This is a genomic window from Streptomyces sp. JLYT201 (assembly GCF_059448825.1).
The window spans coordinates 408,764-434,335 of record NZ_CM182551.1; the positions used below are offsets into that span (position 1 = coordinate 408,764).

The 25,572-nt window shown below is 73.7% G+C and carries 24 protein-coding genes; 11 read left to right on the top strand and 13 right to left on the bottom strand.

Annotation, left to right across the window (positions count from 1 at the left end):
• The 4 genes from AC5WAM_RS01600 (at nucleotide 1) to AC5WAM_RS01615 (ending at nucleotide 3,657) form a co-directional block, all read left to right on the top strand.
• A complete protein-coding gene (locus tag AC5WAM_RS01600; protein WP_366795111.1) occupies nucleotides 1-138 on the top strand; it encodes a hypothetical protein in 138 nt (45 codons plus the stop codon).
• Nucleotides 139-341: 203 nt separating this feature from the next.
• Nucleotides 342-944, top strand: coding sequence for a sigma-70 family RNA polymerase sigma factor (locus tag AC5WAM_RS01605; protein ID WP_366795112.1), 603 nt, complete (start codon nucleotides 342-344; stop codon nucleotides 942-944).
• Nucleotides 941-2,059, top strand: coding sequence for a maleylpyruvate isomerase family mycothiol-dependent enzyme (locus AC5WAM_RS01610; protein WP_495521249.1), 1,119 nt, complete (start codon nucleotides 941-943; stop codon nucleotides 2,057-2,059). The genes AC5WAM_RS01605 and AC5WAM_RS01610 overlap by 4 nt, the downstream gene beginning before the upstream one ends.
• Nucleotides 2,060-2,091: 32 nt before the next feature.
• Entirely contained in the window at nucleotides 2,092-3,657 is a 1,566-nt protein-coding gene (locus tag AC5WAM_RS01615; RefSeq protein WP_495521250.1) for a long-chain-fatty-acid--CoA ligase, read from the top strand.
• Between the two features lie 21 nt (nucleotides 3,658-3,678).
• On the opposite strand, the gene AC5WAM_RS01620 is transcribed toward AC5WAM_RS01615, so the two are convergent.
• The 4 genes from AC5WAM_RS01620 to AC5WAM_RS01635 form a co-directional block, all read right to left on the bottom strand.
• Nucleotides 3,679-4,287: a hypothetical protein gene (locus AC5WAM_RS01620; RefSeq protein WP_495521251.1), complete on the bottom strand. Its 609-nt coding sequence runs from the start codon at nucleotides 4,285-4,287 to the stop codon at nucleotides 3,679-3,681.
• Nucleotides 4,271-5,656, bottom strand: coding sequence for a HAMP domain-containing sensor histidine kinase (locus tag AC5WAM_RS01625; RefSeq protein WP_495521252.1), 1,386 nt, complete (start codon nucleotides 5,654-5,656; stop codon nucleotides 4,271-4,273). Before AC5WAM_RS01625 ends, AC5WAM_RS01620 begins: the two co-directional genes overlap by 17 nt.
• Nucleotides 5,656-6,357 (bottom strand): response regulator transcription factor, encoded by a 702-nt coding sequence (locus AC5WAM_RS01630; RefSeq protein ID WP_366795117.1) that lies wholly within the window; start codon nucleotides 6,355-6,357, stop codon nucleotides 5,656-5,658. Before AC5WAM_RS01630 ends, AC5WAM_RS01625 begins: the two co-directional genes overlap by 1 nt.
• A gap of 117 nt (nucleotides 6,358-6,474) precedes the next feature.
• Nucleotides 6,475-7,164: a M15 family metallopeptidase gene (locus AC5WAM_RS01635; RefSeq protein WP_366795118.1), complete on the bottom strand. Its 690-nt coding sequence runs from the start codon at nucleotides 7,162-7,164 to the stop codon at nucleotides 6,475-6,477.
• A gap of 377 nt (nucleotides 7,165-7,541) precedes the next feature.
• On the opposite strand from AC5WAM_RS01635, the gene AC5WAM_RS01640 reads away from it, so the two are divergent.
• Both AC5WAM_RS01640 and AC5WAM_RS01645 read left to right on the top strand, forming a co-directional pair.
• Nucleotides 7,542-8,165, top strand: a complete 624-nt coding sequence (locus AC5WAM_RS01640) for a hypothetical protein (RefSeq protein ID WP_366795119.1) — start codon at nucleotides 7,542-7,544, stop codon at nucleotides 8,163-8,165.
• A 151-nt stretch (nucleotides 8,166-8,316) separates the two neighbouring features.
• Complete coding sequence (locus AC5WAM_RS01645; protein WP_366795120.1) at nucleotides 8,317-8,727, top strand: RidA family protein; 411 nt, start codon at nucleotides 8,317-8,319, stop codon at nucleotides 8,725-8,727.
• A 45-nt stretch (nucleotides 8,728-8,772) separates the two neighbouring features.
• On the opposite strand, the gene AC5WAM_RS01650 is transcribed toward AC5WAM_RS01645, so the two are convergent.
• Nucleotides 8,773-9,468 (bottom strand): class I SAM-dependent methyltransferase, encoded by a 696-nt coding sequence (locus AC5WAM_RS01650; protein WP_366795121.1) that lies wholly within the window; start codon nucleotides 9,466-9,468, stop codon nucleotides 8,773-8,775.
• 157 nt (nucleotides 9,469-9,625) lie between these two features.
• Between AC5WAM_RS01650 and AC5WAM_RS01655 the strand changes: the two genes are divergently transcribed.
• Nucleotides 9,626-10,318, top strand: coding sequence for a hypothetical protein (locus tag AC5WAM_RS01655; RefSeq protein ID WP_495521253.1), 693 nt, complete (start codon nucleotides 9,626-9,628; stop codon nucleotides 10,316-10,318).
• Nucleotides 10,319-10,333: 15 nt separating this feature from the next.
• Here the strand turns inward: AC5WAM_RS01655 and AC5WAM_RS01660 are convergent, their stop codons facing one another.
• Nucleotides 10,334-11,440 carry a serine hydrolase domain-containing protein gene (locus AC5WAM_RS01660; RefSeq protein ID WP_495521254.1) on the bottom strand — a complete coding sequence of 369 codons (1,107 nt, stop codon included), beginning with the start codon at nucleotides 11,438-11,440 and terminating at the stop codon, nucleotides 10,334-10,336.
• Between the two features lie 219 nt (nucleotides 11,441-11,659).
• Here AC5WAM_RS01660 and AC5WAM_RS01665 point away from each other — a divergent pair, with 219 nt between their 5' ends.
• Both AC5WAM_RS01665 and AC5WAM_RS01670 read left to right on the top strand, forming a co-directional pair.
• Nucleotides 11,660-12,646, top strand: coding sequence for a RimK family alpha-L-glutamate ligase (locus AC5WAM_RS01665; protein ID WP_495521255.1), 987 nt, complete (start codon nucleotides 11,660-11,662; stop codon nucleotides 12,644-12,646).
• Between the two features lie 7 nt (nucleotides 12,647-12,653).
• The gene (locus tag AC5WAM_RS01670; protein ID WP_495521256.1) at nucleotides 12,654-13,889 is read left to right on the top strand and encodes a GNAT family N-acetyltransferase; all 1,236 of its coding nucleotides are present in this window, start codon (nucleotides 12,654-12,656) and stop codon (nucleotides 13,887-13,889) included.
• Here the strand turns inward: AC5WAM_RS01670 and AC5WAM_RS01675 are convergent.
• Both AC5WAM_RS01675 and AC5WAM_RS01680 read right to left on the bottom strand, forming a co-directional pair.
• On the bottom strand, nucleotides 13,874-15,007 hold the full coding sequence (locus AC5WAM_RS01675; RefSeq protein WP_495521257.1) for a protein TolB: 1,134 nt from the start codon (nucleotides 15,005-15,007) through the stop codon (nucleotides 13,874-13,876). The genes AC5WAM_RS01670 and AC5WAM_RS01675 overlap by 16 nt on opposite strands.
• A gap of 161 nt (nucleotides 15,008-15,168) precedes the next feature.
• Complete coding sequence (locus AC5WAM_RS01680; RefSeq protein ID WP_495521258.1) at nucleotides 15,169-15,906, bottom strand: helix-turn-helix domain-containing protein; 738 nt, start codon at nucleotides 15,904-15,906, stop codon at nucleotides 15,169-15,171.
• A gap of 147 nt (nucleotides 15,907-16,053) precedes the next feature.
• On the opposite strand from AC5WAM_RS01680, the gene AC5WAM_RS01685 reads away from it, so the two are divergent.
• The gene (locus AC5WAM_RS01685) at nucleotides 16,054-16,611 is read left to right on the top strand and encodes a MarR family winged helix-turn-helix transcriptional regulator (RefSeq protein WP_495521259.1); all 558 of its coding nucleotides are present in this window, start codon (nucleotides 16,054-16,056) and stop codon (nucleotides 16,609-16,611) included.
• Between the two features lie 51 nt (nucleotides 16,612-16,662).
• On the opposite strand, the gene AC5WAM_RS01690 is transcribed toward AC5WAM_RS01685, so the two are convergent.
• The 5 genes from AC5WAM_RS01690 to AC5WAM_RS01710 form a co-directional block, all read right to left on the bottom strand.
• The gene (locus tag AC5WAM_RS01690) at nucleotides 16,663-17,589 is read right to left on the bottom strand and encodes a tellurite resistance/C4-dicarboxylate transporter family protein (RefSeq protein WP_495521260.1); all 927 of its coding nucleotides are present in this window, start codon (nucleotides 17,587-17,589) and stop codon (nucleotides 16,663-16,665) included.
• 62 nt (nucleotides 17,590-17,651) lie between these two features.
• A complete protein-coding gene (gene narI, locus AC5WAM_RS01695) occupies nucleotides 17,652-18,383 on the bottom strand; it encodes a respiratory nitrate reductase subunit gamma (protein WP_495521261.1) in 732 nt (243 codons plus the stop codon).
• Nucleotides 18,380-19,009, bottom strand: coding sequence for a nitrate reductase molybdenum cofactor assembly chaperone (gene narJ, locus AC5WAM_RS01700; RefSeq protein ID WP_366794491.1), 630 nt, complete (start codon nucleotides 19,007-19,009; stop codon nucleotides 18,380-18,382). Before narJ ends, narI begins: the two co-directional genes overlap by 4 nt.
• Nucleotides 19,006-20,640: a nitrate reductase subunit beta gene (gene narH, locus AC5WAM_RS01705; RefSeq protein WP_495521262.1), complete on the bottom strand. Its 1,635-nt coding sequence runs from the start codon at nucleotides 20,638-20,640 to the stop codon at nucleotides 19,006-19,008. Before narH ends, narJ begins: the two co-directional genes overlap by 4 nt.
• Complete coding sequence (locus tag AC5WAM_RS01710) at nucleotides 20,640-24,308, bottom strand: nitrate reductase subunit alpha (RefSeq protein ID WP_495523781.1); 3,669 nt, start codon at nucleotides 24,306-24,308, stop codon at nucleotides 20,640-20,642. The genes narH and AC5WAM_RS01710 overlap by 1 nt, the downstream gene beginning before the upstream one ends.
• Nucleotides 24,309-24,637: 329 nt before the next feature.
• Here AC5WAM_RS01710 and AC5WAM_RS01715 point away from each other — a divergent pair, with 329 nt between their 5' ends.
• A complete protein-coding gene (locus AC5WAM_RS01715) occupies nucleotides 24,638-25,555 on the top strand; it encodes a glutaminase (RefSeq protein ID WP_366794493.1) in 918 nt (305 codons plus the stop codon).
• The last annotated feature ends 17 nt before the right edge of the window (nucleotides 25,556-25,572 follow it).

Sequence of the window (25,572 nt, forward strand, 5' to 3'; positions counted from 1 at the left end):
ATGACCCCACGCGAGAAACGCATCCGTACCCGGCGGCTCACCCTGCCGGTGGACCGCCTGGGCGAGCAGGCGACGGCCGTCGGGACCGACGGCACCGACGTCTGTGACGCGGGGACCGAGACGGCCCGCGAGGGGTGAGCGCACACGAGTGCGGGGGGTGCGGGGAGTGCCCGTCCACTCCCCCGTACGCCTGCGCGTCCAGTCCCGCTCCTGCCTCTGCGGCACGGCGCCCGCCCGGTCCGTCACGGGGGTACGGACCGTTGCGACCACCGGCACCGGCCAGACGGCAACGATTCGCGCCCGAAGTCCCGGGAACCGCGCGTTCGCGGGACACTTCGGCCATGGCCTCCTCCCATCAGGCGCGGCCGCGCAGCGGGCTCGACGAGGCGACCCGGGCGGTCCCCGAGGACCGCCTGGAGGTCCAGGCCCTCCTGCTGGCCGCTGACGAAGACGCCTTCCGCGAGATCTACGAGCGGTACTCCCCGCTGGTACGCGCCCTCGCGGTGCGCGTCACCCGCGACCACAGCGCCGCCGACGACGTCGTCCAGGAGGTCTTCGTGCGGCTGTGGGAGAGCCCGCTGTCCTACGACCCGGCCCGTGGGCCGCTGCGCGCCTGGCTCGGCGTGGTCGCCCACCGGCGTTCCGTCGACTGGGTCCGCCGCGAGGAGCGCCACCGCAGGACCGCCGAGCCGCCGGCGCCGTCCGGCCACGACGAGACCGCCGAGGCGGTGACCGCACGCCTGGAGGCGCTCGGTGTGCGCTCCGCCGCGGCCCGGCTGCCGGACACCTTGCGCACTCCGCTGCTCCTCGCCTACTACGGAAGCCGTACGTACCGTCAGGTGGCCGGTGACCTCGGCATCCCGGAAGGGACCGCCAAGACTCGCCTGCGGGCCGCCCTGCGCGCACTGGCCGCGGCACTCGCGGAGGAAGGGATCACACCATGAGCGGTGCCGCCCGCCCCGCACCCGGCGAACACGCCCAGGTGCGTTCCTTGTTGGGCGCATGGCTCCTCGACGCCTGCTCGGACCGGGAGAGCTCCGCCGTGGTGGCGCACCTGGAGCGGTGCGCCGCGTGCGCGGCCGAGGTGCGGCATTTGCACCCGGCGGCCGTCGCGCTTGCCGAGCCGCCGCCGCACGACGACGCCGCCCTGCCCGGAGCCGCCAGGAACCCGCCCGGTCCCCCGCACTCCACGAACGACCGGGTCACCGCCCTCGCCTTCGCCCGTCGGCCGCCCGCTCCCCGTGCCGTTCCGCCGCACCTGCGCCCGTACACCGACCAGGTGGCCACCCTGGACGCCGTCCTGCGCGACCTGACCGCCGCGGAGTGGGGCGCCCTCACCGTGGAGGGCTGGACGGTGGCTCAGCTGGTGGCCCACCTCGCCGCGACCGACGGCCTCCTGGCCGAGGGGCTCGACGCCGGGACCCGCGGCCCGCTGGGCCTGGCGGGTGACACCGTCCCCGACCGCACCCGGGCCGGTACGGCCTGGGCGGCCGAGCAGTCCCCCGCGGCGGTGCACCGGGCCTGGCGCGCCCAGGCCGACGTCCTGCGCGCCGCGCTGCTCGGCGACGCCACCCGCGACGCAGCAGGCGCCGCGGCCGACCCCGAGCGCCTCGTCTCCCTCGGAGGTGCCCCCGCGCTCACCGTGGCCCACCACGCCGCCGCCCGTGCCTTCGAGACCTGGATCCACACCCGGGACATCGCCCTGCGCACGGGCCGTCGGCTGCCGCCGCCCACGTCCCGCTCCCTGTCCCTGATGTGTGCCTTCGGCGTACGCCTGCTGCCGCTCGCCATGCGGCTGCGGGGCACGCCTCTGGGGGACCGCGTCCTGCACCTCGAACTCACCGGCCGGAGCGGTGACACGTGGCTGCTCACCGACCCGGGCCGCACCGCGCCGCCGGGTCCGCCCGACGCCCGTCTCGTTCTCGACGCCATGGAGTTCTGCCTGCTCACCGGGGACCGCCGGACCCCGGCCGAAGCCGCCGCGCTCGCCCGCGCCAGCGGGGACACCACACTGATCGACGAGGCCCTGGCCGCCGCGCCCGCCTTCGCCGGTCCCTGAACCCCGCCCCCCACCGGACACCGAGGACGCCGATGCACACCCCCCTCACCCCCCTGGCCTTCCTGCGCCGCGCCACCGAGGTCCACCCCGACAAGACCGCCGTCGTGCACGGTGAACTACGGCTGAGCTATGCCGAGTTCGCCGCGCGGGCGACGCGGCTCGCGCACGCGCTGCGGACCTCCGGAGTGGCGCCCGGTGACCGGGTCGCCTATCTCGCCCCGAACATCCCCGAACTGCTCGTCGCACACTTCGGCGTGCCGCTGGCCGGTGCCGTGCTCGTCGCGGTGAACACCCGCCTCGCCCCGGCGGAGGTCCGGCACATCTGCGACCACTCCGGGGCCCGCCTCCTGGTGGGCGACGCGGAGCTGCTCGCCGGGGCCCGGCTGGACCCCGGCGGCCTGGCGTCGGTCCAGGAGACCGTCGTCGTCGGCGCGGACGCCGGGGCGGCACTCGGCACGCCGTACGAGACGTTCCTCGCCCGGGGCGAGGACCGTCCGCTCTCCTGGGACGTGCCGGACGAGAACGCGGTCATCGCCCTCAACTACACCTCCGGCACGACCGGTCGGCCCAAGGGCGTCATGTACACCCACCGCGGGGCGTACCTCAACGCCCTCGGTGAGGTGCTCCACTCGCGGCACACGCCGGAGAGCGTGTACCTGTGGACCCTGCCGATGTTCCACTGCAACGGCTGGTGCACCGCCTGGGCCGTCACCGCGATCGGCGGCACCCACGTGTGCCTGCGCGCGGTGGTCGCCGAGGACGTCTGGCGCCTCCTCGGCACCGAGGGCGTGACGCATCTGAACGGCGCCCCGACCGTCCTGCTCACCCTCGCGACCGCCCCGCAGGCCCACCGGCTGCGGCGCCCGCTCACGGTGACGGTCGCGGGCGCGCCGCCCAGCCCCACCCTGATCCGCCGGGTCGAGGACCTCGGCGCCGACGTCGTCCACGTCTACGGACTCACCGAGACCTACGGGCCGTACGCCGTCTGCGAACCGCAGCCCTCCTGGGGCGCCCTGGACGGCCCGGCACGCCACGCACTGCGGGCCCGCCAGGGGGTCGGCATGATCCAGACGGACGGGCTGCGCGTCGTCGACGAGGACCTGCGCGACGTCCCGGCCGACGGCACCACGCTCGGTGAGGTCGTCATGCGCGGCAACAACGTCATGGCGGGCTACTTCGAGGACGCCGAGGCCACCGCCGAGGCGTTCCGCGGCGGCTGGTTCCACTCCGGGGACCTCGGCGTGCGGCACCCCGACGGCTACGTCGAACTCCGGGACCGGGCCAAGGACATCATCATCTCCGGCGGCGAGAACATCTCCACCGTGGAGGTCGAGCGCGCCATCGACTCGCACCCCGCGGTCCACGAGGTGGCGGTCGTGGGCGTGCCCGACGAGAAGTGGGGCGAACGCCCCAAGGCCTTCGTGGTCCTGGGCCCCGTCGCAGACGACGTCGAGGTGACCGCCCAGGACCTCATCGACCACGTGCGCTCCCGCCTGGCCCGCTTCAAGGCACCGGACCGGGTCGAGTTCGTCACCAGCCTGCCGAAGACGTCGACCGGCAAGATCCAGAAGTACGTGCTGCGGGAGCGGTCCGGGTAGGCCCGGGGCTGATCCGGGGCGTCAGCTCAGCGCGTGCGCGCCGACGGCCCGGCCGACGCGGTGGGGCAGGTCGCTCCAGGGCCGCGGGGCCACGACCGGAACGCCCAGGGTCCGGGCCCGGTCGGCGAGCCACCTGCCGTACAGCACACTGACGCGCGCCCGGTGCTCCTGCGGTCCGGCCTCCGGCTCGCGTGCCAGGTAGTTGGCCGTCACCTGGGCCTCGTCGTCCTCGTGGACGAGGACGGCCCGCACCCCGTCCATCGAGCGCACCAGGTCGGGGAGCAGGTAGTCGCCTTCGACGATGACGGGAGTGTCGGTGTCCACGTGGTTGGCGACCACCGCTTCGACGGCCGGGGCGAGCGCCCGGGCGATCGCGATCTGCCGCTCGACGACCGACTCGGGCGCCTGGAGCGCCGCCTCGGGGTGGGTGCGCCAGATGTGCACCTCGGGCAGGTGCTCGGGCCGGGTCACGGCGAGGAGCGCCTCCACGATGTCGTCGACCTCCACGACGGGGACGGCGAACCGTCGCGCGAGCGCGCGGCTGACCGTGGTCTTGCCCGTTCCCGAGGCGCCGCCGACGGCGAGGACGCGCCAGTCCGGCGGCGGGGGCTGCTCATGGGTGTCGTTCACGGGGGAACTGTAGCGAGCGCCGGCCGGGCCCCGGTGAGTCGGCCGGGAGCTGGAAGCCGACTTGCGCACCGCCGCCCGGGGCGCCGGTGGCGAAGACGGTGCCGTCGTCGGCCGTGATGATGTCGTGGACGATGGCGAGGCCCAGGCCGGAGCCGGGGATGGACTGGGCGCGGGGGCCGCGGTAGAAACGGTCGAAGACGGCGTCCAGGTCGTCCGGCGCGATGCCGGGTCCGTGGTCGCGTACCGTCAGGCGGTTCCCTTCGACGTGGAGGGCGATGGGCGCGGGGGCCTCGCTGAACTTCACCGCGTTGCTCAGGAGGTTGTCCACGCAGCGTTGCAGCGCCCGGGGCCTGGCCCGCACCGGGACGGGGCCCTCGGCCGTGACGGTGATGGCTCGGCCGGTGCGCTGGCGGTAGCGCTGCGCGCTCTCCTCCGCCACGGCGGGCAGGTCGACGCTCGCCGGGTCCTCCCCGGTGTACCGGTCGGTGGCCAGCTCGACGAGTTCGCGGACGAGTTCGTCGAGTGCCGCGGTCTCCGTGACGAGGGTGGTCAGGATCTGCTCCTCGTCCTTCGGGTCGAGTCGGCCGCGGGCCCGCTGGAGCAGCTCGGCGCTGCCGCGTACGGAGGTCAGGGGGGTGCGCAGTTCGTGGCTCGCGTCCTGCACCAGTTGCTGCTGCTGGGCGCGCGAGCGGCGCAGGGCGCCCAGCATCGCCTCGAAGCTGCGGGTCAGCTGGCCGATCTCGTCCGCTCCCGCGGGCGGCAGGGGCGTGGACAGGTCCTGGGTGGTGGTGATGCGCCCGGTGGCGCGGGCGAGGCGGCTGACCGGGCGCAGGATGCGGCCCAGGACGATCCAGCTCAGCACCGCCGAGAGGCCGGTGGCGGCCACGGTGGTCCAGGGGATGCGCCACAGGAAGGCGTTCTCGACGCGGGCCACGCCCTGGTAGTGCTGCCCGACCATCACCGCTCCCCCGTCGGGCAGCGCCTTGGTGAGCACCCCGTACTCGCGGCCGGAGACGAACACGTCCTGGCGGCTGGTCCCGGTGCCGGTGCGGGCCACCTCGCGGTCGGCGTCCGAGACCGGGAGGCGGTCACGGCCGGGGCTGAGGGGGCGCACGGTGCCGTCGGCGAGCAGCACCTGCTCGGTGACGTCGGGGCGCGCCGGGGGCTTGCGGGAGGCGCCGAGCAGGATGGTGACCGTGTCGGCGCGGTCTTCGAGGCCGCGTTCCAGTTCGTCTGCGACGAGGTCGCTGACGCCGCGGTACGACGCGACGACGGTGACGCCGATGGCGAGCACGGCCGCGGCCACGACCACCAGGGTGATCTTCGTGCGCAGCGTCAGGCGGGCCAGCCGGGCCAGGGGGCGTGCCATCACGCCGACCTGACGGTGAAGCCGACGTTGCGCACGGTGTGGATCACCCGTGGGGCGCCGTCGTGTTCGGTCTTGCGGCGCAGATAGCCGATGTAGACGTCCAGGGAGCGCGATGTGGTGTCGAAGTCGTAGCCCCATATGCGCTCGTAGATCTGGGCGCGGGTGAGCACGACGCCCGGGTTGTCCAACAGCAGTTCCAGGACGTCGAACTCGGTCTTGGTCAGATCGAGCGGGTGGGGTCCCCGGTGGGCCTGCCGGGTGGCGGGGTCCAGGGTGAGGTCGCCGAAGGACAGCAGCCCGGCGGCGGCCTCGGGGGCCTCGGTGCGGCGCAGCAACGCGCGGATGCGCGCGAGGAGTTCCTCGGTGGCGAACGGCTTGGCCAGGTAGTCGTCGGCGCCCGCGTCGAGTCCGGCGACGCGGTCACCGATCTGGTCCCGGGCGGTGAGCACGAGCACGGGAAGCCGGTCGCCGCGTCTGCGCAGCATCCGGCACAGGGCCAGGCCGTCCAGGCCCGGCATGACCACGTCCACCACCGCCAGGTCCGGGCCCTCCTCCTCGATCAGGGCGAGCCCGCGCAGCCCGTCGGGGGCCAGCAGGACGCGGTAGCCCTCGAAGCGCAGCAGGTGGTCCAGGGTGCTGCGCACACCCGGGTCGTCCTCGACGACCAGGACGGTACGGCGGTGCTCGTTTGCCTCAGTCATGAGCACATCTTCGCTGGTGGAGGCGGTGGGCCCGGTGGGCGGCCCCGTCTGTGGCCGCCTCACGGGCGCCCCTCGTGCCGGGGGGCGGCCGCTTCCGTCCCGCCGGGCCCGCGGCGTTCAGGCCGAAGGGGTGTGTTCCGTCGGGCCGTAGAGGGCCGCGTCCGCGCCGGTGTGCAGGGCCCAGTAGCGGTCGCCGTAGGACCAGTGCCACCACTCGGTGGGGTAGTTCACCAGGCCCGCGGCGGTGAGTACGGAGCCGAGCAGCTCCCGGTGGGCGCGGGCCCGGGCGCTGATGTTGGCGGCGTCGGTGTAGCAGGCGCCCTCGCTCTCCTCGGGGTCCGCGTTCATGCGGGTGCCCAGGTCCAGTTCGCGTCCGTCGGCGTCGGCCAGGGTGAGGTCGACGGCCGCGCCCGCGCTGTGCGGGGCGATCTCGGGCGGTGACACGTACCGGCTCGTCGCCGCGTGGAGCTGCGCCGCGGACCAGTCGGCGTGCTGGGCCCGCAGTTCGTCGGCGTACTCCTCGAAGTACGCGCGCTGGAGCGCCAGCGACCGGTACCCCTCGACGAACAGCAGCCGCACGTCGGCCGGGAGCAGCGACTGGGCCTTCAGCAGGCGCTCCAGGACGCCCGCGCGCAGCTGGGCGAAGGTGTCCGCCGACCGCAGGTGCGCGAAGCCGTCCGCCGGGTCCTGCTCGCGGTCGTCGACGCGCAGGCCGCCGTCGCGCCGTACGTCCACGAGACGTTCGCCGCACTCGGCGACGGGTATCGCGGCGACCCTCGGGTCCGACATCAGAATGATCTCGCTCATCACGCGATCATCCCCCAGGAGGGCCGTGCCCGGAAGGGCCTCGTTCGTCACCGCGGGCCCGTCGCCCGGGTGTCCGCCGAGGCCGCTCGACGACGAAGTCAACCGCGCGGGCGCTCCTGCCTTCCCCGGGGCAAGACGGTTCAACGCGGACTGCGACGGGCCGGGTTGGGTACACGGCCGACCCCTGGGTAGAGAAGCAGCCATGTCCTGCCTGCCTCGCCCGGTGGACGGTGTCGTGGTGGGCCATGAGGTGTCACGCTCATGGACCCCGCGCAGCCGCCGCCGGACGAACTCTCGCCGACCGAGCAGGATCATGGCGAGAAACATGCGGGTAGGATCCGCCGACACCCCGTTCGCACTCAGGAGAGGTGGACGTCATGTCCGATGCCCTCGCCACACCGACCGGACTCGAGAGTCACTACGCCGCGCAGCTCGCGGCCGACCTCGAGCGCAACGCCACCGAGCAGGAACGTATCGGTACCGAAGTGCAGTCCCTGCAGGAGCAGTTGCGTGCCCTGCAGCGCGACCGTGAGCTGCTGCTGAAGATGCAGCAGCTGCTGGACGACGGGGCCGCGGCCTCCGTCCGGCAGGCGACGGCCCGCAAGGCGCGGGTCCCCGCACCCCGGGAGACCGCGCCCCGCACCAAGCGCACCGCGCCCAAGAAGGCCGCGGCCGCCAAGGCCAAGCCGCAGCCCAAGCCCAAGTCCAAGCCCGCCGAAGGTCCCACCCTCATCGAGCTGGTGCGCACCCACCTCGGTCAGCAGAGCGAACCGCGCTCGGCCGCCGAGGTGACGACCGCGCTCACCCAGGGCCACCCGGATCGCACCATCAAGACCACGGTCGTGCGCACCACCCTGGAGAAGCTGGTCGCCAAGGGCCAGGCCCAGCGGACCCGGCAGAAGAACTCCGTCTTCTACAGCACGCCCGACGCCCCCGAGCAGCCGAAGGGAGCCGACGACGGCGCGGCCACCGCCGCCGAGAAGCCGGACTCGAAGGACTGAACTCCTTTCAGGAGATGTTCTGTCCAGCGGAATGCGAGGACCGGCACGGGACGTTCACCAGAACGTTCGAGCAGTCGGGGCCCGATCGGCTCCCCACACGTGCCGCCCTCGCACCGCGCGGCGGCCGCCCATCACAGAGGATCGCCAGGACATGACGCGCGACGCACGCACCCTCACCAACCCCGCCACGCTCCACGACCCGACCCCCTTCGGTTACAGCCACGCCGCATCGGCGCCCGGCGAACTCGTCTTCATCGGCGGTCAGTACGCCTCCGACGCCACCGGTGCCCCGGTGCCCGGTGACTTCGCCGCCCAGGTCGACCTGGCCTTCGAGCGACTGCGGTCGGCCCTGGAAGGGGTGGGTCTCGGCTTCGAGCACGTCGTCCGTCTCGGCACGTACATCGTGGACCACGACGTCGACAAGCTCGGTGCCCTCGGCGAGGCGCTGCACGCCCGCTTCGGGGACCGCCTTCCGGCGCAGACCCTCAGCGGTGTCGCCTCGCTCGCCCTGCCGGGCATGCTCTTCGAGGTCGACGCGGTCGCCGTCCGTCCGGCCGCGTAGCGGTCGCGCCCTCCTGCCGCCGGGCAGCACGCCTGCCGCGGGGCGTCACGGACGACGCAGCCCGACGGTCAGGAACAGCGGCTGGTGGTGGGTCTTGTCGTACCGGCGCGGATCGACCCTCCGGGCCTCTTGGGTGGCTCTCGGCTCGACGAGCTTCTCCAGGACGAAGCCCGCGCCGAGCAGTTCGCCGAGGAAGACCTCGAGGGTCATCCGCCGGTAGGTGAGCGCGAACGTCCCGCCGAACGGCAGCCGCACCCGGTCGGTGGCGAAGTAGGACCCGCCGAAGTGCGTCCAGTCGCTGGTGGGGTGGGACGTGGAGACCAGCAGGGTGCCCCCCGGCCGCAGCACGCGCCGGATCTCGGCGAGCAGCTGTCCGCGCGCCTCGACGTGGTGGTAGACGAGCGCCATCACGGCCAGGTCGAACGTCTCGTCGCGCAGGAAGGTCAGCGGCTCCTCGAGGTCGTGCGGGTGCAAGGCGGCACGGTCCCCGAGCCGCTCGCGCGCGGCCGCCAGGAGGGACGCGCTGCCCTCGACTCCGGTGACGCCCTCGGCCCCCCGCTCCAGGAACTCGGCGGCGAGGTGCCCGGCTCCGCAGCCGAGGTCGAGGACCCGCAGTCCCCGCACCTCACCGGCCAGCTCCAGCATCGCGGGACGCTCGGTGTGCGCGTTGTACGCGCTGTCCGTGGCCTGCGCGGCGAACTGCTCGCCCATCTCACCGTGGTACGCGGTCTCGGCTGTCATGCCGGTGATCCTCGCAGGAGGTTCGTGGCTCACCGCCGGGCGGGGCCGGGGTGGCTCGACCGTGCCGTCGGGCCGTAGTGTCTGCCCGGCTCGGTCCGAGGCGATCAAGGGGGCAGTGGTGGTGCGGTGGGGGCAGCGGGGCGTTGTCGGTGCGGCGGTGGGGGTGGTGGTGGCCGTCGTCGCCGGGTGTTCGGCGCAGGAGGCGGGGGACGCCGGGCGGTCGAAGGACGCGGCGCCGGCGTCCGCCACCCCGTCGTCGGCCGCGCCGTCGTCAGCCGGGGCCCGGCCGCTCTCCGCGGGGAAGCTGAAGTCCCTCCTCCTGCGGGACGGAGACGTGCCGCAGGCCGAGAACACCTCGGTGCAGGGGCCCGTGCCCCGCTACGATCCGCCGGTGCGGGTGCCGGGCCCCGGCTGCCAGGACGTGTTCGACGCGCTCGTCGCCCACCACGCGTCCGCGTCCGTGATCCAGGACTTCTGGTGGCGCGGCAGGACCTGGGGCGGGCGCACCTGGCTGGCCTCGTACGCGGGTGCCGGGGCCGCCGAGCGGTTCCAGGAGCTGACGGACGGCCTCAGTACTTGTAGGACCCTGGTGGGACGGACCCCGGAGGGCAGGCTCAACTCCCGGATATCCCTGGTGAAGGCCGCGGAGTTCGGTGACGAGGCCGTCACCTTCGACCTGAGCTCGACCGGCCGGGACGGCGCCCCGCTGGTGGACCACCACACCTGGGTGCGCGTCGGCGCGCTCACCGTGGACGTGAGTGACCGCGGCGCCCGGGACGCGCCCCGCTTCCCCGTCGGCGTGGTGGTCGACAAGCAGCTCGACCGGCTCGCGCGGCAAGCGCGCAGGTGACGTGCCCCTGCGGGATCAGGCGCGCAGGGCCGTGAGCCCGTCGTAGGCGGCCATCACGACGTCCAGGCCCCGGTAGTCCTCTTCGGGCCGGCGCAGCTGGTTCGTCACGTACGCCACCGCCATGCGGGCGTCGGGCTCGACCATGACCAGCGAACCGCCCCAGCCGCCCCAGCCGTAGGTGGTGCCGAACAGGCCGTAGCCCATGCCGTAGCGCATCGGGGTGCCCAGGACGCGGTCCTCGCCGTGGAACTGCTCCTGCCACGCGCGGGCGCAGCCCGCCTCCGACAGGAGCCGCACGCCGCCCACCGCTCCCCCGCAGGCCAGGACCGACTGCACGAGCGCGACCGAGCGGGCGTTGCCGAAGCCGCTCGCGGCGGGGATCTCCGCGCGGCGCCAGGCGACGCTGTTGCCGTCGCGGACCCGGATCGCCCTCGCACCGGAAAGCGTGGCGTCACTGCCCGGCGCGCTCGCGGCGTAGTCCTCGCCCTGGGAGGGCGGCGGCACCGCGAGCGCGACCCGGCCGTCGTGCTCGGCCGCCAGGCCCAGGTGGAAGTCGGCGCCCAGCGGCCCGGCCACCTCCTCGGCGAAGAAGCGGCCCGGACTCCGGCCGGTGATCCGGCGGATGACCTCACCGACCAGGAATCCCTGGGTCAGCGAGTGGTATCCGGCCGCGGTACCCGGCTCCCAGCGCGGCGTCTGCGCGGCCAGGCGCGCCGTGGCGGCCGACCAGTCGTAGAGCTCCTCGACCGGCCCTTCCCAGTCGGGAAGCCCCGCGGTGTGCGCGAGCAGATGGCGCACCAGCACGCCCTGCTTGCCCGCGGCCGCGAACTCCGGCCAGTACCGGGCGACCGGCGCGTCCGGGTCGAGCGCGCCGCGGTCCGCGAGGATCAGGGCGCACAGCGCCGTCATCGTCTTGGTGACGGACCAGGTGTTGACGAGGGTGTCCCGCTGCCAGTCGGTCGTACGGTCCGCGTCGGCGAAGCCGCCCCAGACGTCGACCACCGGCTCGCCGTCCACGAAGACCGCTGCCGAGGCGCCCGTGTCACCCGAGTCGAGGAGCGCCGCGAGTGCCTGGGGTACGGCGGTGAACAGATCATCATATGTGCCCTGAACATCGGCCATGCGCGGAATCTAGCCCGTGTCGCCGCAGCCCGGTCAACCGGTTTTCCGGCGGCCCCGAGCCGCGCCGCGCGGGCCGTCCGGCCGGGCCCCGGGCCGCGCGGCCCGGGGCCGGGACCCGGCCATGCCGTCCGCGCCCGTCCGCCGCTGACCGGGCGGTCTGTGAGACTGGCCCCTTCCGGACCGCCCCCCACCAGGGCGGCGTCGAGACGAGGAGCCAGTGTGGAGCCACAGGACCGTACCCGCCCGGTGATCGCGGCACCCGCGCACGTATGGATGCTGGTGCGGCAGCACCCCACCGCGCTGCGCAGGTCCACGCGTGAGCTCGCCGACGCCCTCGCGGCCGCCCACGGCGACGGGTTCGCGGTCTGGCACACCGACGAGCTGATCTTCGGCGTCCAGGACGGCCGGTTGGTGCTGCACACCCTCGGCGGCGCGGAGCTGCCCGCTCCCGAAGTGGTGTGCGTGCGCCAGGTGGCGGGACCCATGCGCGACGACCGCGAGGTGACCCTGCTCCGGCATCTGGAGCGCATGGGCAGCACCCTCGTCAACAGCGTCGACGCCCATCTCACCAGCCGCAACAAGCTCTGGCAGCTCCAGGAACTCGCCCTGGCGGGACTGCCGGTGCCCGACACCCTCTCCTACGCCACCGCGCCGCTCGAAGGCGTGGTCCGCAGCCCTCGCCTTGACGGGCCGTGCGTGGTGAAGTCCGTCAGCGGCTGCAAGGGCACGCAGGTGTTCCTCGCTCCCGACGCCCAGCTGCTGCGCGCGCTGGCCGGCAGCCTCCAGCACGAGGTGCCGTTCCTGTTCCAGGAGCACGTGGCCCACTCCCACGGCCGCACCCTGCGCGTCATCGTCGTCGACGGCGAGCCGGTGGACGCCGTGCTGCACACCTCCGGCAACGGCGGCCTCACCGCCAACATCGCCAAGGGCGGCTCCGCCGCGCTGTGCCGGGGGCACTACCCGCGCGCGGAGGAGCTGGCGGTGGCCGCGGCCCGCGCCCTGGGCCTGGACATCGCCGGGGTGGACCTGCTGTTCGCCTCGGAGGACACCTACACCGTCTGCGAGGTCAACTCCGTCCCCGGCTGGCGCCCGGCGATGGAGGCGGTCGTCCCCGCCCTCACCGCCTGCGTCGGCCGTCGCCTGGCCGCCCGCGCCGAAGCCCGGGCAGAAAACCTGGTGGACGGCCCGAATCGGGCGGTGCGATAGTCCGGCTGTGACGACGACCTTCCCCTGTCCCGCCCCCGTTTCCCTGGCCGACGGCCTCGTGCTGCGCGAGGCCCGCCCTCAGGACCTCGACCGGATCGGCGCGCTGCTGACCGCGCGGGGGGAGCCCGCCGACGCCCTCGACCACCGCCTCGTGGCCGAGGACCCGGACGCCGGGTGGTCCTCCTGCGCCGTGGTCGTCGACGGCGACCGCGTGGTCTCCACCGCGACGCTCCTCGACGAGAACCTGCGCGTCGGCGGCGTCCGGCTGCCCGCGGGACAGGTCGAACTGGTCGCCACGGACAAGGAGTACGAAGGCCGCGGCCTGGTGCGGGCACTCATGGGCTGGGCGCACGAACGCTCCGCCGCGCGGGGCCACGTGGTCCAGGCGATGATCGGGATCCCGTACTTCTACCGCCTGTTCGGGTACGAGTACGCCATCGACATGCCGCAGACCCTGGCCGTGCGGACACCGCCGCCCGGTGCGGGAGCTCCCGCGCTGCGCGCCGCCGGGCCCGCCGACATCCCGGCGATGGCGGCCCTCCAGGACGCGGCGCAGGAACGGTTCGACGTGGCGATGCCGCACTCGGCCGCCTGCTGGCGGTGGCTGCTTGAGCACGAGGCGAGCGCGCTGTGGGTCCTGGAGCGGGCCGGAGCCGTCGTCGCCACCGGGCGCACCACGCCGGGGAACGACGGGGTGCTCCTCGCCGAGGCCGCCGCACGCGACGAGGCGGCGGCCCGGGAGCTGCTGCGCGGGGTCGCCGCCCTGGCCCCCGAGGGGCCGGTGCGCGTCGTCGACCGGCCGGGCACGGTGACGTCCGCCGCCTGGCGGGAGTTCCTGGAGCACGCGCCGCGCGAGCAGGCCGAGCAGTACTACGTCCGCGTCCCGGACACAGCTGCGCTCCTGGACCGGCTGCGGCCGCTGCTCTGGCAGCGCCTCACCGCGGCCGGCGCGGATCCCGGCGATCGCGACATCGTCGTGTCCACCTTCGGCGCCCACTACCGGTTGCCGGTGCGGGCCGACGGCCTCGGGCCCGTGGTCACCGGCGGGCCGATGCAGGGCCCCAGGGCCGTGGGCGGCGCCGGGGTGGCGCCCGACCAGCTGCCCGCCCTGCTGTTCGGCCCGCACGGCTTGGAGGGCCTGACACGCCTGCGACCCGACGTCTACGCCGCGCGGGAGGAGCTGTTCCGGGTGCTCTTCCCGCCGCTGACCGCGGACGTGCTCAGCTTCTACCTGCCGTTCTGAGGCGGGTGGGCCCGCCACAGGAAGATGTCGGCCTTGCCGTTGGTGTCGCCCGGGACGATGCCCGCGTCGGGGCTGTCGAAGACGAGGCGGTCCTCACCGGCGAGGGCTCCGGGAACGGCCCGCGCGTTGCCGTGGACGCCGGTCTCCCGGCCGCTCGGGACGTGGCGCAGGCGGAGCGCCGAGTACGCCACGGGGTCGTTGCTCTGGTAGAGCACCTGGTGGCCGTTCTCGCTGAGTGCGTCGATCCTCTTGCCGGGGAGCCGCGTGGTCGCGCCGTTGGGTACGTCACGGACGTAGGCGCCGTTCGTCGTGTTGATGGCGACGGTACGGCCGTTCCCGCTGAGCTGGACGAGTTCGCTCGACCCGCTGTCGTCGACGCGGACGCGGGCGTGCTGGTCGCGGTCGTAGCGCCAGACCTCGCCGGTGCCCGCGTCGCGGTAGGCGACGTAGCGGCCGTCGGCGCTGATGGACGGCTCCTGCATGTCGCGGGTGGAGACCGGCGGGCCCTCGCTCACGGTCTCGTAGGTGTCCTTGACGCGGTCGTAGACGTCGACGCGGGACGGGACCGAGGGGTGGTCGGGCAGTTGGGTGAAGGCGATGTAGCGGCCGTCGGCGCTCATGGTGGCGCTGTTGGAACCGGCCTTGGCCGGACCGCTGCTGACGGTCCTCGTCTGCCCGGTCTCCAGGTCGGCCAGTTTGACCTTGACCGTCTGGCTGCCCCAGCCGAGGTAGGTGACGTACCGTCCGTCGTCGCTGACGGCGGGGTCCTGCAAGGAGTCCCTGATCCGTTTGACCGCGCCGGTCGCGTTGTCACGGACGTGCACCGTGCCGGGCGGGCGGGGCGCGGGCTCCGACGTGAGGTTGGTGGCGGCGCTGTGGAAGACGGTGAAGGCGCCGTTCCGCGACAGGGAGGCGTGGGTCGAGTTGTTGTCGGCCTGGGTGCCGTCGGCGGCGACGGACACGCGCTCCACGCTCGGCGCGGGTGACCTGACGGGCCCGGCCGCCTGCGCTGTCGCGGGCAGCGCGGTGAGGGTGACGACTCCGACCGCGGTGACCGCGACGGCGGCCCTGCCGATCCGTAAGGCGCGTACGGCGGACGACTGCACGCTTCTAGCCAAGGACATGTTCCCCCCAGAGCGTGTTCCCCCCGGCCCGACGCCGAGGGCCTCCACGGATCCAAGCGCACCCTTGGGCACGGGTCAATCGGACGCCATGCGTACAACCTGGACGGGCCTCCAGGTGTCGGTGAGTCTCCCCCCACGGTGGTGCTCCGCCCGCTTCAGCCGCTGCGCGGGGCCCCGGCGCCGGGTGTCCGCCCCAGGCTCGTGCTCAGCATGCGGGCGGCGCGCTGGGCGGCTTCGACGGTGGTGGCCAGGCGGCGCGTGTCCACGACGGCCACGCCGACGGCGGCGACGACCTCGCCCGAGAGGGCGTGCACCGGCACCGCCAGGCAGTTGCGCTCGCCCTCCCACTCGTACTGGTGCATGTCGGCGCCCTGCTCGCGGGCCCTGCGCACCCGACGGGTCCACTGGACCGAGGTGTGCCCCTGGGGCGGCGGGGCGGCCGTCGGCCCCGCGGCGGCGAAGATCACGTCGGCGGCGCTGTCGGGCGGCAGCGTCTGGCCCGCCAGATGGGGGAAGAACTCCCGGGCGGCCGCGGGTATCCCGGTCACCACCGTCATCTGCCCGGCGTGCGGAACGGTCAGGCAGACCGTCGCCCGCGTCACCGAGACCAGGTGCCGCAACGGCAGCGCCGCGTTCCTCTCCAGGGCCCGATGGGCGTTCCAGGACCGCCCCAGACGGGCCACGGTCGCGCCGATGCGGTAGCCGCCGTCGTGCCGCTCCACCGCGCCGAGGGCGGTGAGCTGGTCGAGCAGCCGGTGCACGGTGCTCTTGGGCAGTCCGGTCGCGTGACTGAGCCCGGTCGGTCCGGCCTCGCCCACCCGGGCGAGCTCCTCCAGCAGGAGGAAGGCCCCCTCCAACACCCCGCGCCCGGACGGCGTGCGCGCGTGGTCCATGGCTCCCCCCTCACGGCCGCCGAGGCGTTCGGCGGCCTCTCGCTCCGGTCCGCCGGACACCCTAGGACGGTCCGCTGCCCCGCCGGTGAACAACCGGGCCGGAGCGATCACGATCCGGCCACCGGGCCTATGCCCTACGGTCTTGCCATGGTGTCGAGTGAGGGGCTCGCTGCCGACCGCCGTGACCGGAGCGGCGGGGGCGGGGCCGGGGGCGGAGGCGGAGCGGTGGTCGAGGAAGACGACGTGGTCGCTGTGGTGATGGCGGCGTCGCGCCTGGTGATGGGCATGTCGGCACGGGCGCTGGCCGAGGTGGACGAGACGCTCTCGCTGCCGCAGCTGCGGACGATGGTCGCCCTGGAGGGGTGCGGCCCGGTCAAACTCGCCGAACTGGCCGAGGTGTTGGGAGTGAACGCCTCGACGGCGCTGCGCGCGGTGGCGCGGCTCGAAGCGGGCGGGCTCGTGGACCGCCGGGCCAATCCCGACAGCAGGCGCGAGGTGATCCTCACGCTGACGCCGTCGGGCGCGACCCTGGTGGAGCGCGTCCTGCGGCACCGGCGCCGGGAGGTGGCCAGGCTCGTCGAAGGGGTGCCGCCCGAGGCACGGTCCGGACTGGTGGCGGGGCTGCGGGCGTTGCTGGAAGTGGCGGGCGACCGTTCCATCCATGTGCCCGAGGTCGCCGAGGAGTTCCGGCAGCCGGCTCTTTGATCGAGCCACGCGGCCCCCTTGCCCTCCGGCGCATAAGGGCGGCCTCCAGCGTCAGGGGCGAGCGGGACGCCGCGCCGCCACCGCGTGCCCCTGCACCGTCAGCCACACCGCCGCCGCGACCCACGCGAGCAGGTGGACGGCCACGCCCGGCGCGTGCGGCGTCAGCGTGGCGGTGACGCGCGCGGTGGCGGTGGCGTACATGCCGACGGGGAAGACGACGCACCACAGGGCGGGCTCGTACGCCAGCGGGACGCGGTGGTGGAAGTGCCGCCAGCAGCCCGTGGCGAGCAGCGGCGGGATGAGCGCGGTCGCCCAGCTCCAGAGGACGACCACGGCGAGGGCGAGCGTGCCGCGCACCGCGTGCGGCAAGAGAGCCTCGTGGTCGTGGAGTTGGGTGCCCGCGAGCGTGCTGATGGCCACGGCACCCATCGTGACCCAGTACGCCGGGGTGCAGCGCGCGGGGTCCGGCGGACGGCGCAGCAGCCTGCGGCCGAGGACGGTGGCGGTGCCCGCGTACAGCAGGACCCCGCACCACCACAGGGCGAACGCGAGCGGCACGAACACGGGGCGCGGCGGCAGGCTGGTGAGGCAGAGGACCAGCGACTGGAGGCCGACGGTCGCCAGGAACCAGGTGCCGTCGGCCTCCCGCGCGGCCGTGCGCGGCAGGCGCGCGAGGCCGACGGCGAGCACCGCCCAGGCCGCGCCCGCCGCGGCGAGCAGGACGTACGCCGTCCCGCGTGCGGGGCCGCGGCTGAGGCGGGTGGCGAGGACGCCGGAGGCCGCGACGAAGGTGAAGTGCCCGAACACCCGGGTGGGGTCGGCCAGTTCGGCTCGCAGGACCGCGGGGTGGAACAGGGCCTTGGCGCCGCTCGCCACCAGGAGGGCCGCGTAGAGCGCGCACGCGAAGGCGAAGAGCAGCGCGGAGGCGGTGCGGATCCCGGCTTCGTCGAGGGCCCGGGACACGATGCCGGTGGCCATGACGGGCGCGAAGCACGCCGGTGGCAGCGACCGGCACCGGTCACGGAGCCGGAGCCCGCGCCTCACCGGCGCGCGGCGGCGTCCCGTACCGGCGGGGCGGCCACCGGCGCGGGCCGCGCGCCGCGGGAGCGGTACACGATGTAGGGACGGACCAGATAGCCGACCGGGGCGGTGAAGGCGTGCACGAGGCGGCTGAACGGCCACAGCGCGAACAGCGCCAGGGCGAGCAGCGTGTGCGCCTGGTAGACGAACGGGGCGTGGGACATCGCCGACACGTCGGGGTCCAGGGCGAACAGGGAGCGGACCCACACGGAGACCCCGAGCCGGTAGTCGTAGTGGTGGGGCGGCGCGGTGGAGGCGGTCGCGGTGATCCCGGCCAGGATCACCGCGGCGAGGAGCGGGTAGACGGCGCGGTCGCTGCGGCTGGTGGCGCCGCGGACTGCCGGTACGCGCAGGCGGCGGTAGAGCAGGATCGCGAGCCCGGCCAGGGTGGCGAGGCCCGCGATGCCGCCGACGAGCAGCGCGTTGGCGTGGTAGAGCCACTCGTGGACGTGGACGCGGTCGGTGAAGGCCTCGGGGACGAGCAGGCCGATGAGGTGTCCGGCGACGACGAAGAGCAGACCGAAGTGGAAGAGGGGGCCGCCGACCCGCAGGAGCCGGCTCTCGTGCAGCTGGCTGGAGCGGGTGGTGAAGCCGAACCGGTCGTAGCGGTAGCGCCACACGGTGCCCGTGACCATGAAGGCCACGACGAGGTAGGGCAGCACGCCCCACAAGGTGGTGTGCAGGTGGTTCACGGGACGGTCTCCTCCTCGTGCGGGTGCGCAGCGGCTCGTCGGGGGAAGGGCAGGAGGCCGACCGTCTCGGTGGGCGGTCCCGTCCGGGCCAGGCGCAGTGCGGCCGCGCGGTCGGTGGGCGAGGCGCCGGGCAGGGTGCGGCAGACGGCTTCGAGGACGTCGGCGTAGGGGCTGTGGTGGTCGCGCAGGGCGAGCCTGAGGAGCTCGACGGCGGCGCGGTGCTCCCGCAGGGCGGTGCGCCCCGGTGCGGGGCAGCGGGCGGCGAACTCCAGGGCCAGGGGCAGGAAGTCGGGCAGTTCGTCGGCGGGCGGCTGCCACCCGTGCGCGCGGTACAGGTCCTGCCAGCGCAGCAGGGACCGGCCGCGGCGGCGCGTGTCGCCGTCGGTGTAGTACGTCAGGTGCAGGGTGCGCCTGCGGCTGCGGTCGAAGGTCGCCACATAGCGCGCGGACAGGTCGAGCACGGGGACGTCGGCGACGGCCGCGCAGAACCGGAGCAGCGGTTCCGCGCGGGGCCCGGGGGCGGCGGCGAGGGCGGTGGTGACCGCGTGGAGCCGGTGCGGCCAGTCCGCGTCGGGGTGGCGCAGGAGCAGGGAAGCGGCCTGGTGGACGAGGGGTGAGTCGCTCATGCCCGGTGTCCTTCGGGGCCGGGGAAGAGGCCATCGGGGCGGCCCTGCCCGTTCCAGTCGAGGAGGTTGACGCGGCCGCGCAGCGAGGTCCCGGCGTGTTCGGGCTCGGGCTCCTCGGTGCCGGGCAGCGGGGTGTGGAAGGCGTCGGCGTCGAACATGCCCGGGCCGTGGTCGTGGTCGAGGCTGCAGCCGTCGGGCTCGTCGCCGGTGGCGGTGGTGTGGTAGCCGGTGGGGATGACGTAGCGCTCGTCGTACTTGGCGAGGGCGAGCAGCCGGTACATGGCCTCGATCTCCGCGGCGTCCATGCCGACGGCGCGGGCGATGGCGGGGTCCTGCTCCTCGCCGAGGTTGACGCGCCGCATGTGGGAGCGCATCGCGGCGAGGCGGCACAGCGCGGCCTCGACGGGCGCGGGGTCGCCCGCGGTGAACAGGCCGGCCAGGTAGGAGACGGGGATGCGCAGGGTGTCGATGGCGGCGAACAGCTTGGCGGGGTCCTCGCCGTCGTGGCCGGTGGCGGTGAGGGACTCGACCACCGGGGAGAGCGGCGGCACGTACCAGACCATGGGCAGCGTGCGGTACTCGGGATGCAGGGGCAGGGCCACCTGGTACCGGCTGATCAGGTCGTACACCGGGGAGCGGCGGGCGGCGGTGATCCAGTCGTGGGGGATGCCGGACGCCTCGGCGGCGGCCGCGACCCGGGGGTCGAAGGGGTCGAGGAAGCAGTCCAGTTGGGCCTGGTACAGGTCCTTCTCGTCGGGGGTGGCGGCGGCCTCCCCCGCCTTGTCGGCGTCGTAGAGGATCACGCCGAGGTAGCGCAGCCGGCCGACGCAGGTCTCGGAGCAGACGGTGGGCTGCCCGGCCTCGATGCGCGGGTAGCACAGGGTGCACTTCTCGGCCTTGCCGGTGGTGTGGTTGAAGTAGACCTTCTTGTACGGGCAGCCGGTGACGCACATGCGCCAGCCGCGGCAGCGGTCCTGGTCGACGAGGACGATGCCGTCCTCGATGCGCTTGTAGAGCGCGCCGGAGGGGCACACGGCGACGCAGGACGGGTTGAGGCAGTGCTCGCAGATGCGGGGCAGATAGAACATGAACGCCTGCTCGTACTCCAGGCGCACCTGTTCGCCGATGTCCTTCAGGACGGGGTCGCCCGCGAGGTGCTGCGGCCCGCCGCCGAGGTCGTCGTCCCAGTTGGGGCCCCAGGTGACGGACGTCGGGCGGCCGTCGATCTGGGAGCGCGGCGCGGCCGTGGGGACGTCGTCGCCCAGGGGCGCGCTGATCAGGTTGTCGTAGTCGTAGGTCCACGGCTCGTAGTAGTCGTCGAGGGAGGGCAGTTCGGGGTTGGCGAAGAGCCGTGCCAGGCGGCGGGCGCGGCCGCCGCTGCGCGGCACGAGACAGCCGTGCTTGAGCCGCCAGCCGCCCTTCCACTTGTCCTGGTCCTCGTAGCCGCGGGGGTAGCCCTGGCCGGGGCGGGTCTCGACGTTGTTGAACCAGGCGTACTCGGTGCCCGAGCGGTTGGTCCACGTCTGCTTGCAGGTGACCGAGCAGGTGTGGCAGCCGATGCACTTGTCGAGGTTCATCACCATCGCCACCTGGGCCATGCAGCGTCCGATGGGGCCTTCGTCACGGGGCATCAGTACTGCACCTCCTGGGAGCGGCGGCGGATGACCGTGACCGCGTCGCGCTGGTTGCCGGTCGGGCCGTAGTAGTTGGGGGCGAAGGACAGCTGGGCGTGTCCGCCGATGAGGTGGGTCGGTTTGACGAGGAGCCGGGTGAGGGCGTTGTGGACGCCGCCGCGCCGCCCGGTGCGCTCCGACTTGGGGACGTTCACCAGGCGTTCCTGCACGTGGTACATGAACACCGTGCCGGGCGGCATCCGGTGCGAGACGACGGCGCGGGCGACGACCACGCCGTTGGCGTTGACCGCTTCGATCCAGTCGTTGTCCGCCACGCCGATCGCCGCGGCGTCGGTGACGCTGATCCAGATGACGGGCCCGCCGCGGGCGAGGGTCTGCATCAGGAGGTTCTCCTGGTACTCGGAGTGGATGGACCACTTCGAGTGCGGTGTCAGATAGCGCACGGTCACCGAGGTGCCGTCGGTGGCGGGCCGCTCGCCGAGGAGGGCCAGGTCGAGGGGCGGCCGGTAGACGGGTAGCTGTTCGCCGAACTCGGTGATCCAGGGGTGGTCGAGGTAGAAGTGCTGCCGTCCGGTGAGGGTGTGCCAGGGCTTGCGGTGTTCGGTGTTGATCGTGAAGGGCGCGTAGCGCCGGTCGGACGCCTCCTTGCCGGACCATTCGAAGCTGGCGCTGACCTGCACGGGGCGGGCCTGGGTGTCGGAGAAGACGACGCGTCGCTCGGCGACCGACGCGGCGAGTTCCTCGAGGCCGCTGTCGCCGCCGCAGCGTTCGGCCAGCCGGCGCAGGCCTTCGGCGGCGACGCGGCCGTTGGTGGTGCCGGAGAGGGCGAGGATCGCCTCGCACAGCTTGACGTCCGTGTCCAGCAGGGGCCTGCCCCGGGCCGGCCCTTGGGCGGCGGTGCCGCAGCGGGCCGTCAGCCAGCGGCTCTCGGGGGTGGTGCGCACGGTGACGCCCTTGACCTGGAGGCCCAGTTCGTCGGGCAGCGGGCCGAGCGCGGCGAGCTTGTCGGCGATGGCCCGGTAGTCGCGCTCGACGAGCGTGTACTGCGGCCGGGTGGGCCCCGGTGGCGGTGCCTCGCCGGGGGTGTCGTGCTGGAGGGCCGTGGCCACCAGGTCGTGGGCGACGTCCAGGCGCCCGTGGGCGAGGCGGGACACCTCGGCGGCGAGCCCGTGGAAGATCTCGAAGTCGGTGCGGGCCTGCCAGGGCGGGTTGATCGCCGGGGAGAAGGCGTGCACGTAGGGGTGCATGTCCGTGCTGGACAGGTCGTGCTTCTCGTACCAGGTGGCGGCGGGCAGCACGAGGTCGGCGAAGAGCGTGGTGGAGGTCATGCGGAAGTCGAGCGCGAGCAGCAGGTCGAGCTTGCCGCGCGGGGCCTGTTCGTGCCAGGCGACGTCCTGGGGCCGGTCGTCGGGCGGGACCTCGTCGGCGCTCGCGTTGTCGGTGGTGCCGAGCAGGTGCCGCTGGAAGAACTCGTTGCCCTTGGCCGAGGAGCCGATCAGGTTGGCCCGCCACACCGTCAGGACGCGGGGCCAGTTGGCGGGGTCGTCGGGGTCCTGGAAGGCGTGGGTGAGGCGGCCCGCAGCCTCCTCGGCGGCCACCCAGGGGCCGGGCTCCGCGCCCGCCTCGTGGATCCGCCGCCCCAGGGTCAGCGGGTTGGCCGAGAAGGTGGGGTAGGCGGGCATCCACCCCTGCCGGGTCGAGCGGGCGAGCAGGTCCGCGGTGTGCAGCCCGCTCAGCGCCCCCGCTCCGGTGGGCGAGGCGAGGGCGTCCGCGGTGGTCCTGTCGTAGCGCCACTGGTCGGTGTGCAGGTACCAGTAGGGCGTGCCGGCCATCTGCCGCGAGGGGCGGGCCCAGTCGGAGCCGGTGGCCAGCTGCTGCCAGCCGGCGTAGGGGCGGACCTTCTCCTGTCCCACGTAGTGCGCCCAGCCGCCGCCGTTGACGCCCTGGCAGCCGGTGAGCAGCAGCAGCGAGAGGAACGAGCGGTAGATCGTGTCGGAGTGGAACCAGTGGTTGGTCCCGGCCCCCATCACGATCATGCAGCGGCCCCGGGTCTGCTCCGCGGTGCGGGCGAACTCGCGGGCGGCGCGCACCACGGCCCCCGCGGACACCGAGGTGACGGCTTCCTGCCAGGCGGGGGTGCAGGGGGCCGAGGCGTCCTCGTACGGGACGGGCCGCTGTCCGTCGAGGGCCTCGCGTGCCACGCCGTACTGGGCCAGCATCAGGTCGAACACCGTGGTGACCAGGCGGCCGCCGACGCGGGTGGTCGGCACGGTGCGGCGGACCGTCGCGCCCGCCCCCTCCTGGTCGACGGCTCCGTCGAAGCGGGGAAGCACCACCGTCGCGGTCCCGGCGCCCGGGTGTCCGAGGAGGCTCAGCACGGGGTCGAGGTCACCCAGGTCGAGGTTCCAGCGGCCCTCGCCGCCCTTGCTCCAGCGGTCGCCGAGGGTGCCGCCCGGCACCACGGTCTCGCCCGTGACCGCGTCGAGGAACACCGGCATCCAGCGCCGCGCGTCCGCGTGCGCCTCCTGTGCCAGGTCCGCGTCCACGGCGGTGGCGAAGGGCCCCGGGGCGTACGTTCCCTGCTCCCGCTCGTCCAGGGCGATCAGGAACGGCAGGTCGGTGAACCGTTTGACGTAGTCGGTGAAGTACGGCACCTGTCGGTCGACGAAGCACTCGCGCAGGATCACATGGCCCATCGCCATGGCGAGCGCGCCGTCGGTCCCGGGGTGCGGGTGCAGCCATTCGTCGGCGAACTTCGTCGCGTCGGCGTAGTCCGGCGACACGACCACGACCTTCTGGCCCCGGTAGCGGGCCTCGGCCATCCAGTGGGCGTCCGGGGTGCGGGTCACCGGCACGTTCGAGCCCCACAGCATCAGATACGCGGCGTCCCACCAGTCGCCGGACTCGGGCACGTCGGTCTGGTCGCCGAAGACCTGGGGCGAGGCGACGGGCAGGTCGGCGTACCAGTCGTAGAAGGACAGCATGGGCGCGCCGATCAGGGCGTGGAAGCGGGCGCCGACGGCGTGCGAGGCCATCGACATCGCCGGGATCGGTGAGAAGCCCGCGATCCGGTCGGGGCCGTACGCGTCGAGGGTGTGCACGTACGCGGCCGCCGCGATCTCCAGGGCCTCCTGCCAGCTGACGCGCACCAGGCCGCCGTGGCCGCGCGCCGCCTGGTAGCGGCGCCGCCGCTCCGGGTCCTGGGTGATCTCCGCCCAGGCCGCGACGGGGTCGCCGAGCCTCCGCTTGGCGGACCGGAACATCTCCACCAGAACGCCGCGAGCCAGCGGGTACCGCACGCGTGTGGGCGAGTAGGTGTACCAGGAGAAGGACGCGCCGCGCGGGCAGCCCCGCGGTTCGTAGTCGGGCCGGTCGGGTCCGGTGGAGGGGTAGTCGGTGGCCTGCGTCTCCCAGGTGATCAGGCCGTCCTTGACGTACACCTGCCACGAACACGAGCCGGTGCAGTTAACGCCGTGGGTGGAGCGCACCACCTTGTCGTGGGCCCACCGCTCCCGGTAGGGCTGGTCGTTGACCTTCTGACCTGGGCGGAAGACCGCTCGGCCCTCCGGTGTCGTGGGTGCCTTGTGAAGTAATCGGCCGATTTCGAGCAGTCGCTCGGCGGCGTCCGCGGCGGCGCGCTCCGCCTTCGCCCTGCTGCGTCCCATGCCCATGTCGCGGGCCCTCCTCGGGCATCGCGGTGCCGCCGTGCGGTGGTGGTCACGTCGGCACACACCTCATCGATCGAGGGCCAGAGTGCTCCTGGCCGGGCTCTGGTGTGGACCACTTTTCGGCCAGTTGGTTGTACTTAGAACTTATTTTTCTTGCTCTTTGCAATGGTTCAATATGCGATCGCTCATGCGTTCCCCGCGTGCCCGAACAGGCCAGGTGGACGCGCCCTCCGAGGCCCGGGTCCGGCTCTGATCGTTTCCGCCCGCGGGCTGCCGTAAGGTACTGACGCCCCACCGCAAGAAGCACGAACACGGAGCAAGTACGCGTGTCACCCTCCCTCCAGCCGGTCCTCGACCGCATCGCTGACGAGATCCAGCGCCTGCCGGGCCGCGGCCGCCCGGCCGACTACATCCCGGCGCTCGCCTCGGCGGACCCGCGGCGGTTCGGGATGGCGGTCGCCGAGCTCGACGGCACGGTCTACGGCGTCGGGGACTGGCAGCAGCCCTTCTCCACCCAGTCCATCACCAAGGTCTTCACGCTCGCCCTCGATCTGAGCCTGGAGGGCGAGCTGCTGTGGGAGCACGTGGGCCGGGAGCCGTCGGGCAACCCGTTCAACTCGCTGGTGCAGCTGGAGTACGAGCACGGCATCCCGCGCAACCCCTTCATCAACGCCGGCGCCCTCGTCGTCACCGACCGGCTGCAGAGCCTGACCGGAGACGCCGCCGGAGTGCTGCGCGACTTCCTGCGCGCCGAGTCCGGAAACGACCGCCTCACCTTCGACGAGCACGTCGCCGACAGCGAGACCGAGCACGGCGACCGCAACGCCGCCCTCGCGCACTTCATGGCGTCGTACGGCAACATCGCCAACGCCGTCCCCGAACTCCTCGCCCAGTACTTCCGCCAGTGCTCCATCGAGGCGTCCTGCGCCGACCTCGCCCTGGCCGCCGGGTTCCTCGCCCGCCACGGCATACGGGCCGACGGCTCCACGCTGCTCACCCGCAGCCAGGCCAAGCAGATCAACGCGGTCATGCTGACCTGCGGCACGTACGACGCCGCCGGTGACTTCGCCCACCGCGTGGGCCTGCCCGGCAAGAGCGGCGTGGGCGGCGGCATCATCGCCGTCGTGCCCGGGCGCTGCACCCTGTGCGTGTGGAGCCCCGGCCTGGACCAGCGCGGGAACTCCGTGGCGGGCGTCGCCGCGCTCGACCGCTTCACCACGCTCACCGGGCTCTCCGTCTTCTGAGCGCGCCGTCGGCGCCG

What these genes read in the sequence shown, in the direction of transcription:
- AC5WAM_RS01615 (WP_495521250.1), top strand. Translation starts at nt 2,092, where the DNA reads ATGCACACCCCCCTCACCCCCCTGGCCTTCCTGCGCCGCGCCACCGAG.
- AC5WAM_RS01660 (WP_495521254.1), bottom strand. Translation starts at nt 11,440, where the DNA reads ATGGCCGATGTTCAGGGCACATATGATGATCTGTTCACCGCCGTACCC.
- AC5WAM_RS01630 (WP_366795117.1), bottom strand. Translation starts at nt 6,357, where the DNA reads ATGACTGAGGCAAACGAGCACCGCCGTACCGTCCTGGTCGTCGAGGAC.
- AC5WAM_RS01635 (WP_366795118.1), bottom strand. Translation starts at nt 7,164, where the DNA reads ATGAGCGAGATCATTCTGATGTCGGACCCGAGGGTCGCCGCGATACCC.
- AC5WAM_RS01690 (WP_495521260.1), bottom strand. Translation starts at nt 17,589, where the DNA reads ATGGCCACCGGCATCGTGTCCCGGGCCCTCGACGAAGCCGGGATCCGC.
- AC5WAM_RS01650 (WP_366795121.1), bottom strand. Translation starts at nt 9,468, where the DNA reads ATGACAGCCGAGACCGCGTACCACGGTGAGATGGGCGAGCAGTTCGCC.
- AC5WAM_RS01625 (WP_495521252.1), bottom strand. Translation starts at nt 5,656, where the DNA reads ATGGCACGCCCCCTGGCCCGGCTGGCCCGCCTGACGCTGCGCACGAAG.
- narJ (WP_366794491.1), bottom strand. Translation starts at nt 19,009, where the DNA reads ATGAGCGACTCACCCCTCGTCCACCAGGCCGCTTCCCTGCTCCTGCGC.
- AC5WAM_RS01600 (WP_366795111.1), top strand. Translation starts at nt 1, where the DNA reads ATGACCCCACGCGAGAAACGCATCCGTACCCGGCGGCTCACCCTGCCG.
- AC5WAM_RS01645 (WP_366795120.1), top strand. Translation starts at nt 8,317, where the DNA reads ATGACGCGCGACGCACGCACCCTCACCAACCCCGCCACGCTCCACGAC.
- AC5WAM_RS01640 (WP_366795119.1), top strand. Translation starts at nt 7,542, where the DNA reads ATGTCCGATGCCCTCGCCACACCGACCGGACTCGAGAGTCACTACGCC.
- AC5WAM_RS01680 (WP_495521258.1), bottom strand. Translation starts at nt 15,906, where the DNA reads ATGGACCACGCGCGCACGCCGTCCGGGCGCGGGGTGTTGGAGGGGGCC.
- narH (WP_495521262.1), bottom strand. Translation starts at nt 20,640, where the DNA reads ATGCCCCGTGACGAAGGCCCCATCGGACGCTGCATGGCCCAGGTGGCG.
- AC5WAM_RS01685 (WP_495521259.1), top strand. Translation starts at nt 16,054, where the DNA reads ATGGTGTCGAGTGAGGGGCTCGCTGCCGACCGCCGTGACCGGAGCGGC.
- AC5WAM_RS01710 (WP_495523781.1), bottom strand. Translation starts at nt 24,308, where the DNA reads ATGGGACGCAGCAGGGCGAAGGCGGAGCGCGCCGCCGCGGACGCCGCC.
- AC5WAM_RS01610 (WP_495521249.1), top strand. Translation starts at nt 941, where the DNA reads ATGAGCGGTGCCGCCCGCCCCGCACCCGGCGAACACGCCCAGGTGCGT.
- AC5WAM_RS01605 (WP_366795112.1), top strand. Translation starts at nt 342, where the DNA reads ATGGCCTCCTCCCATCAGGCGCGGCCGCGCAGCGGGCTCGACGAGGCG.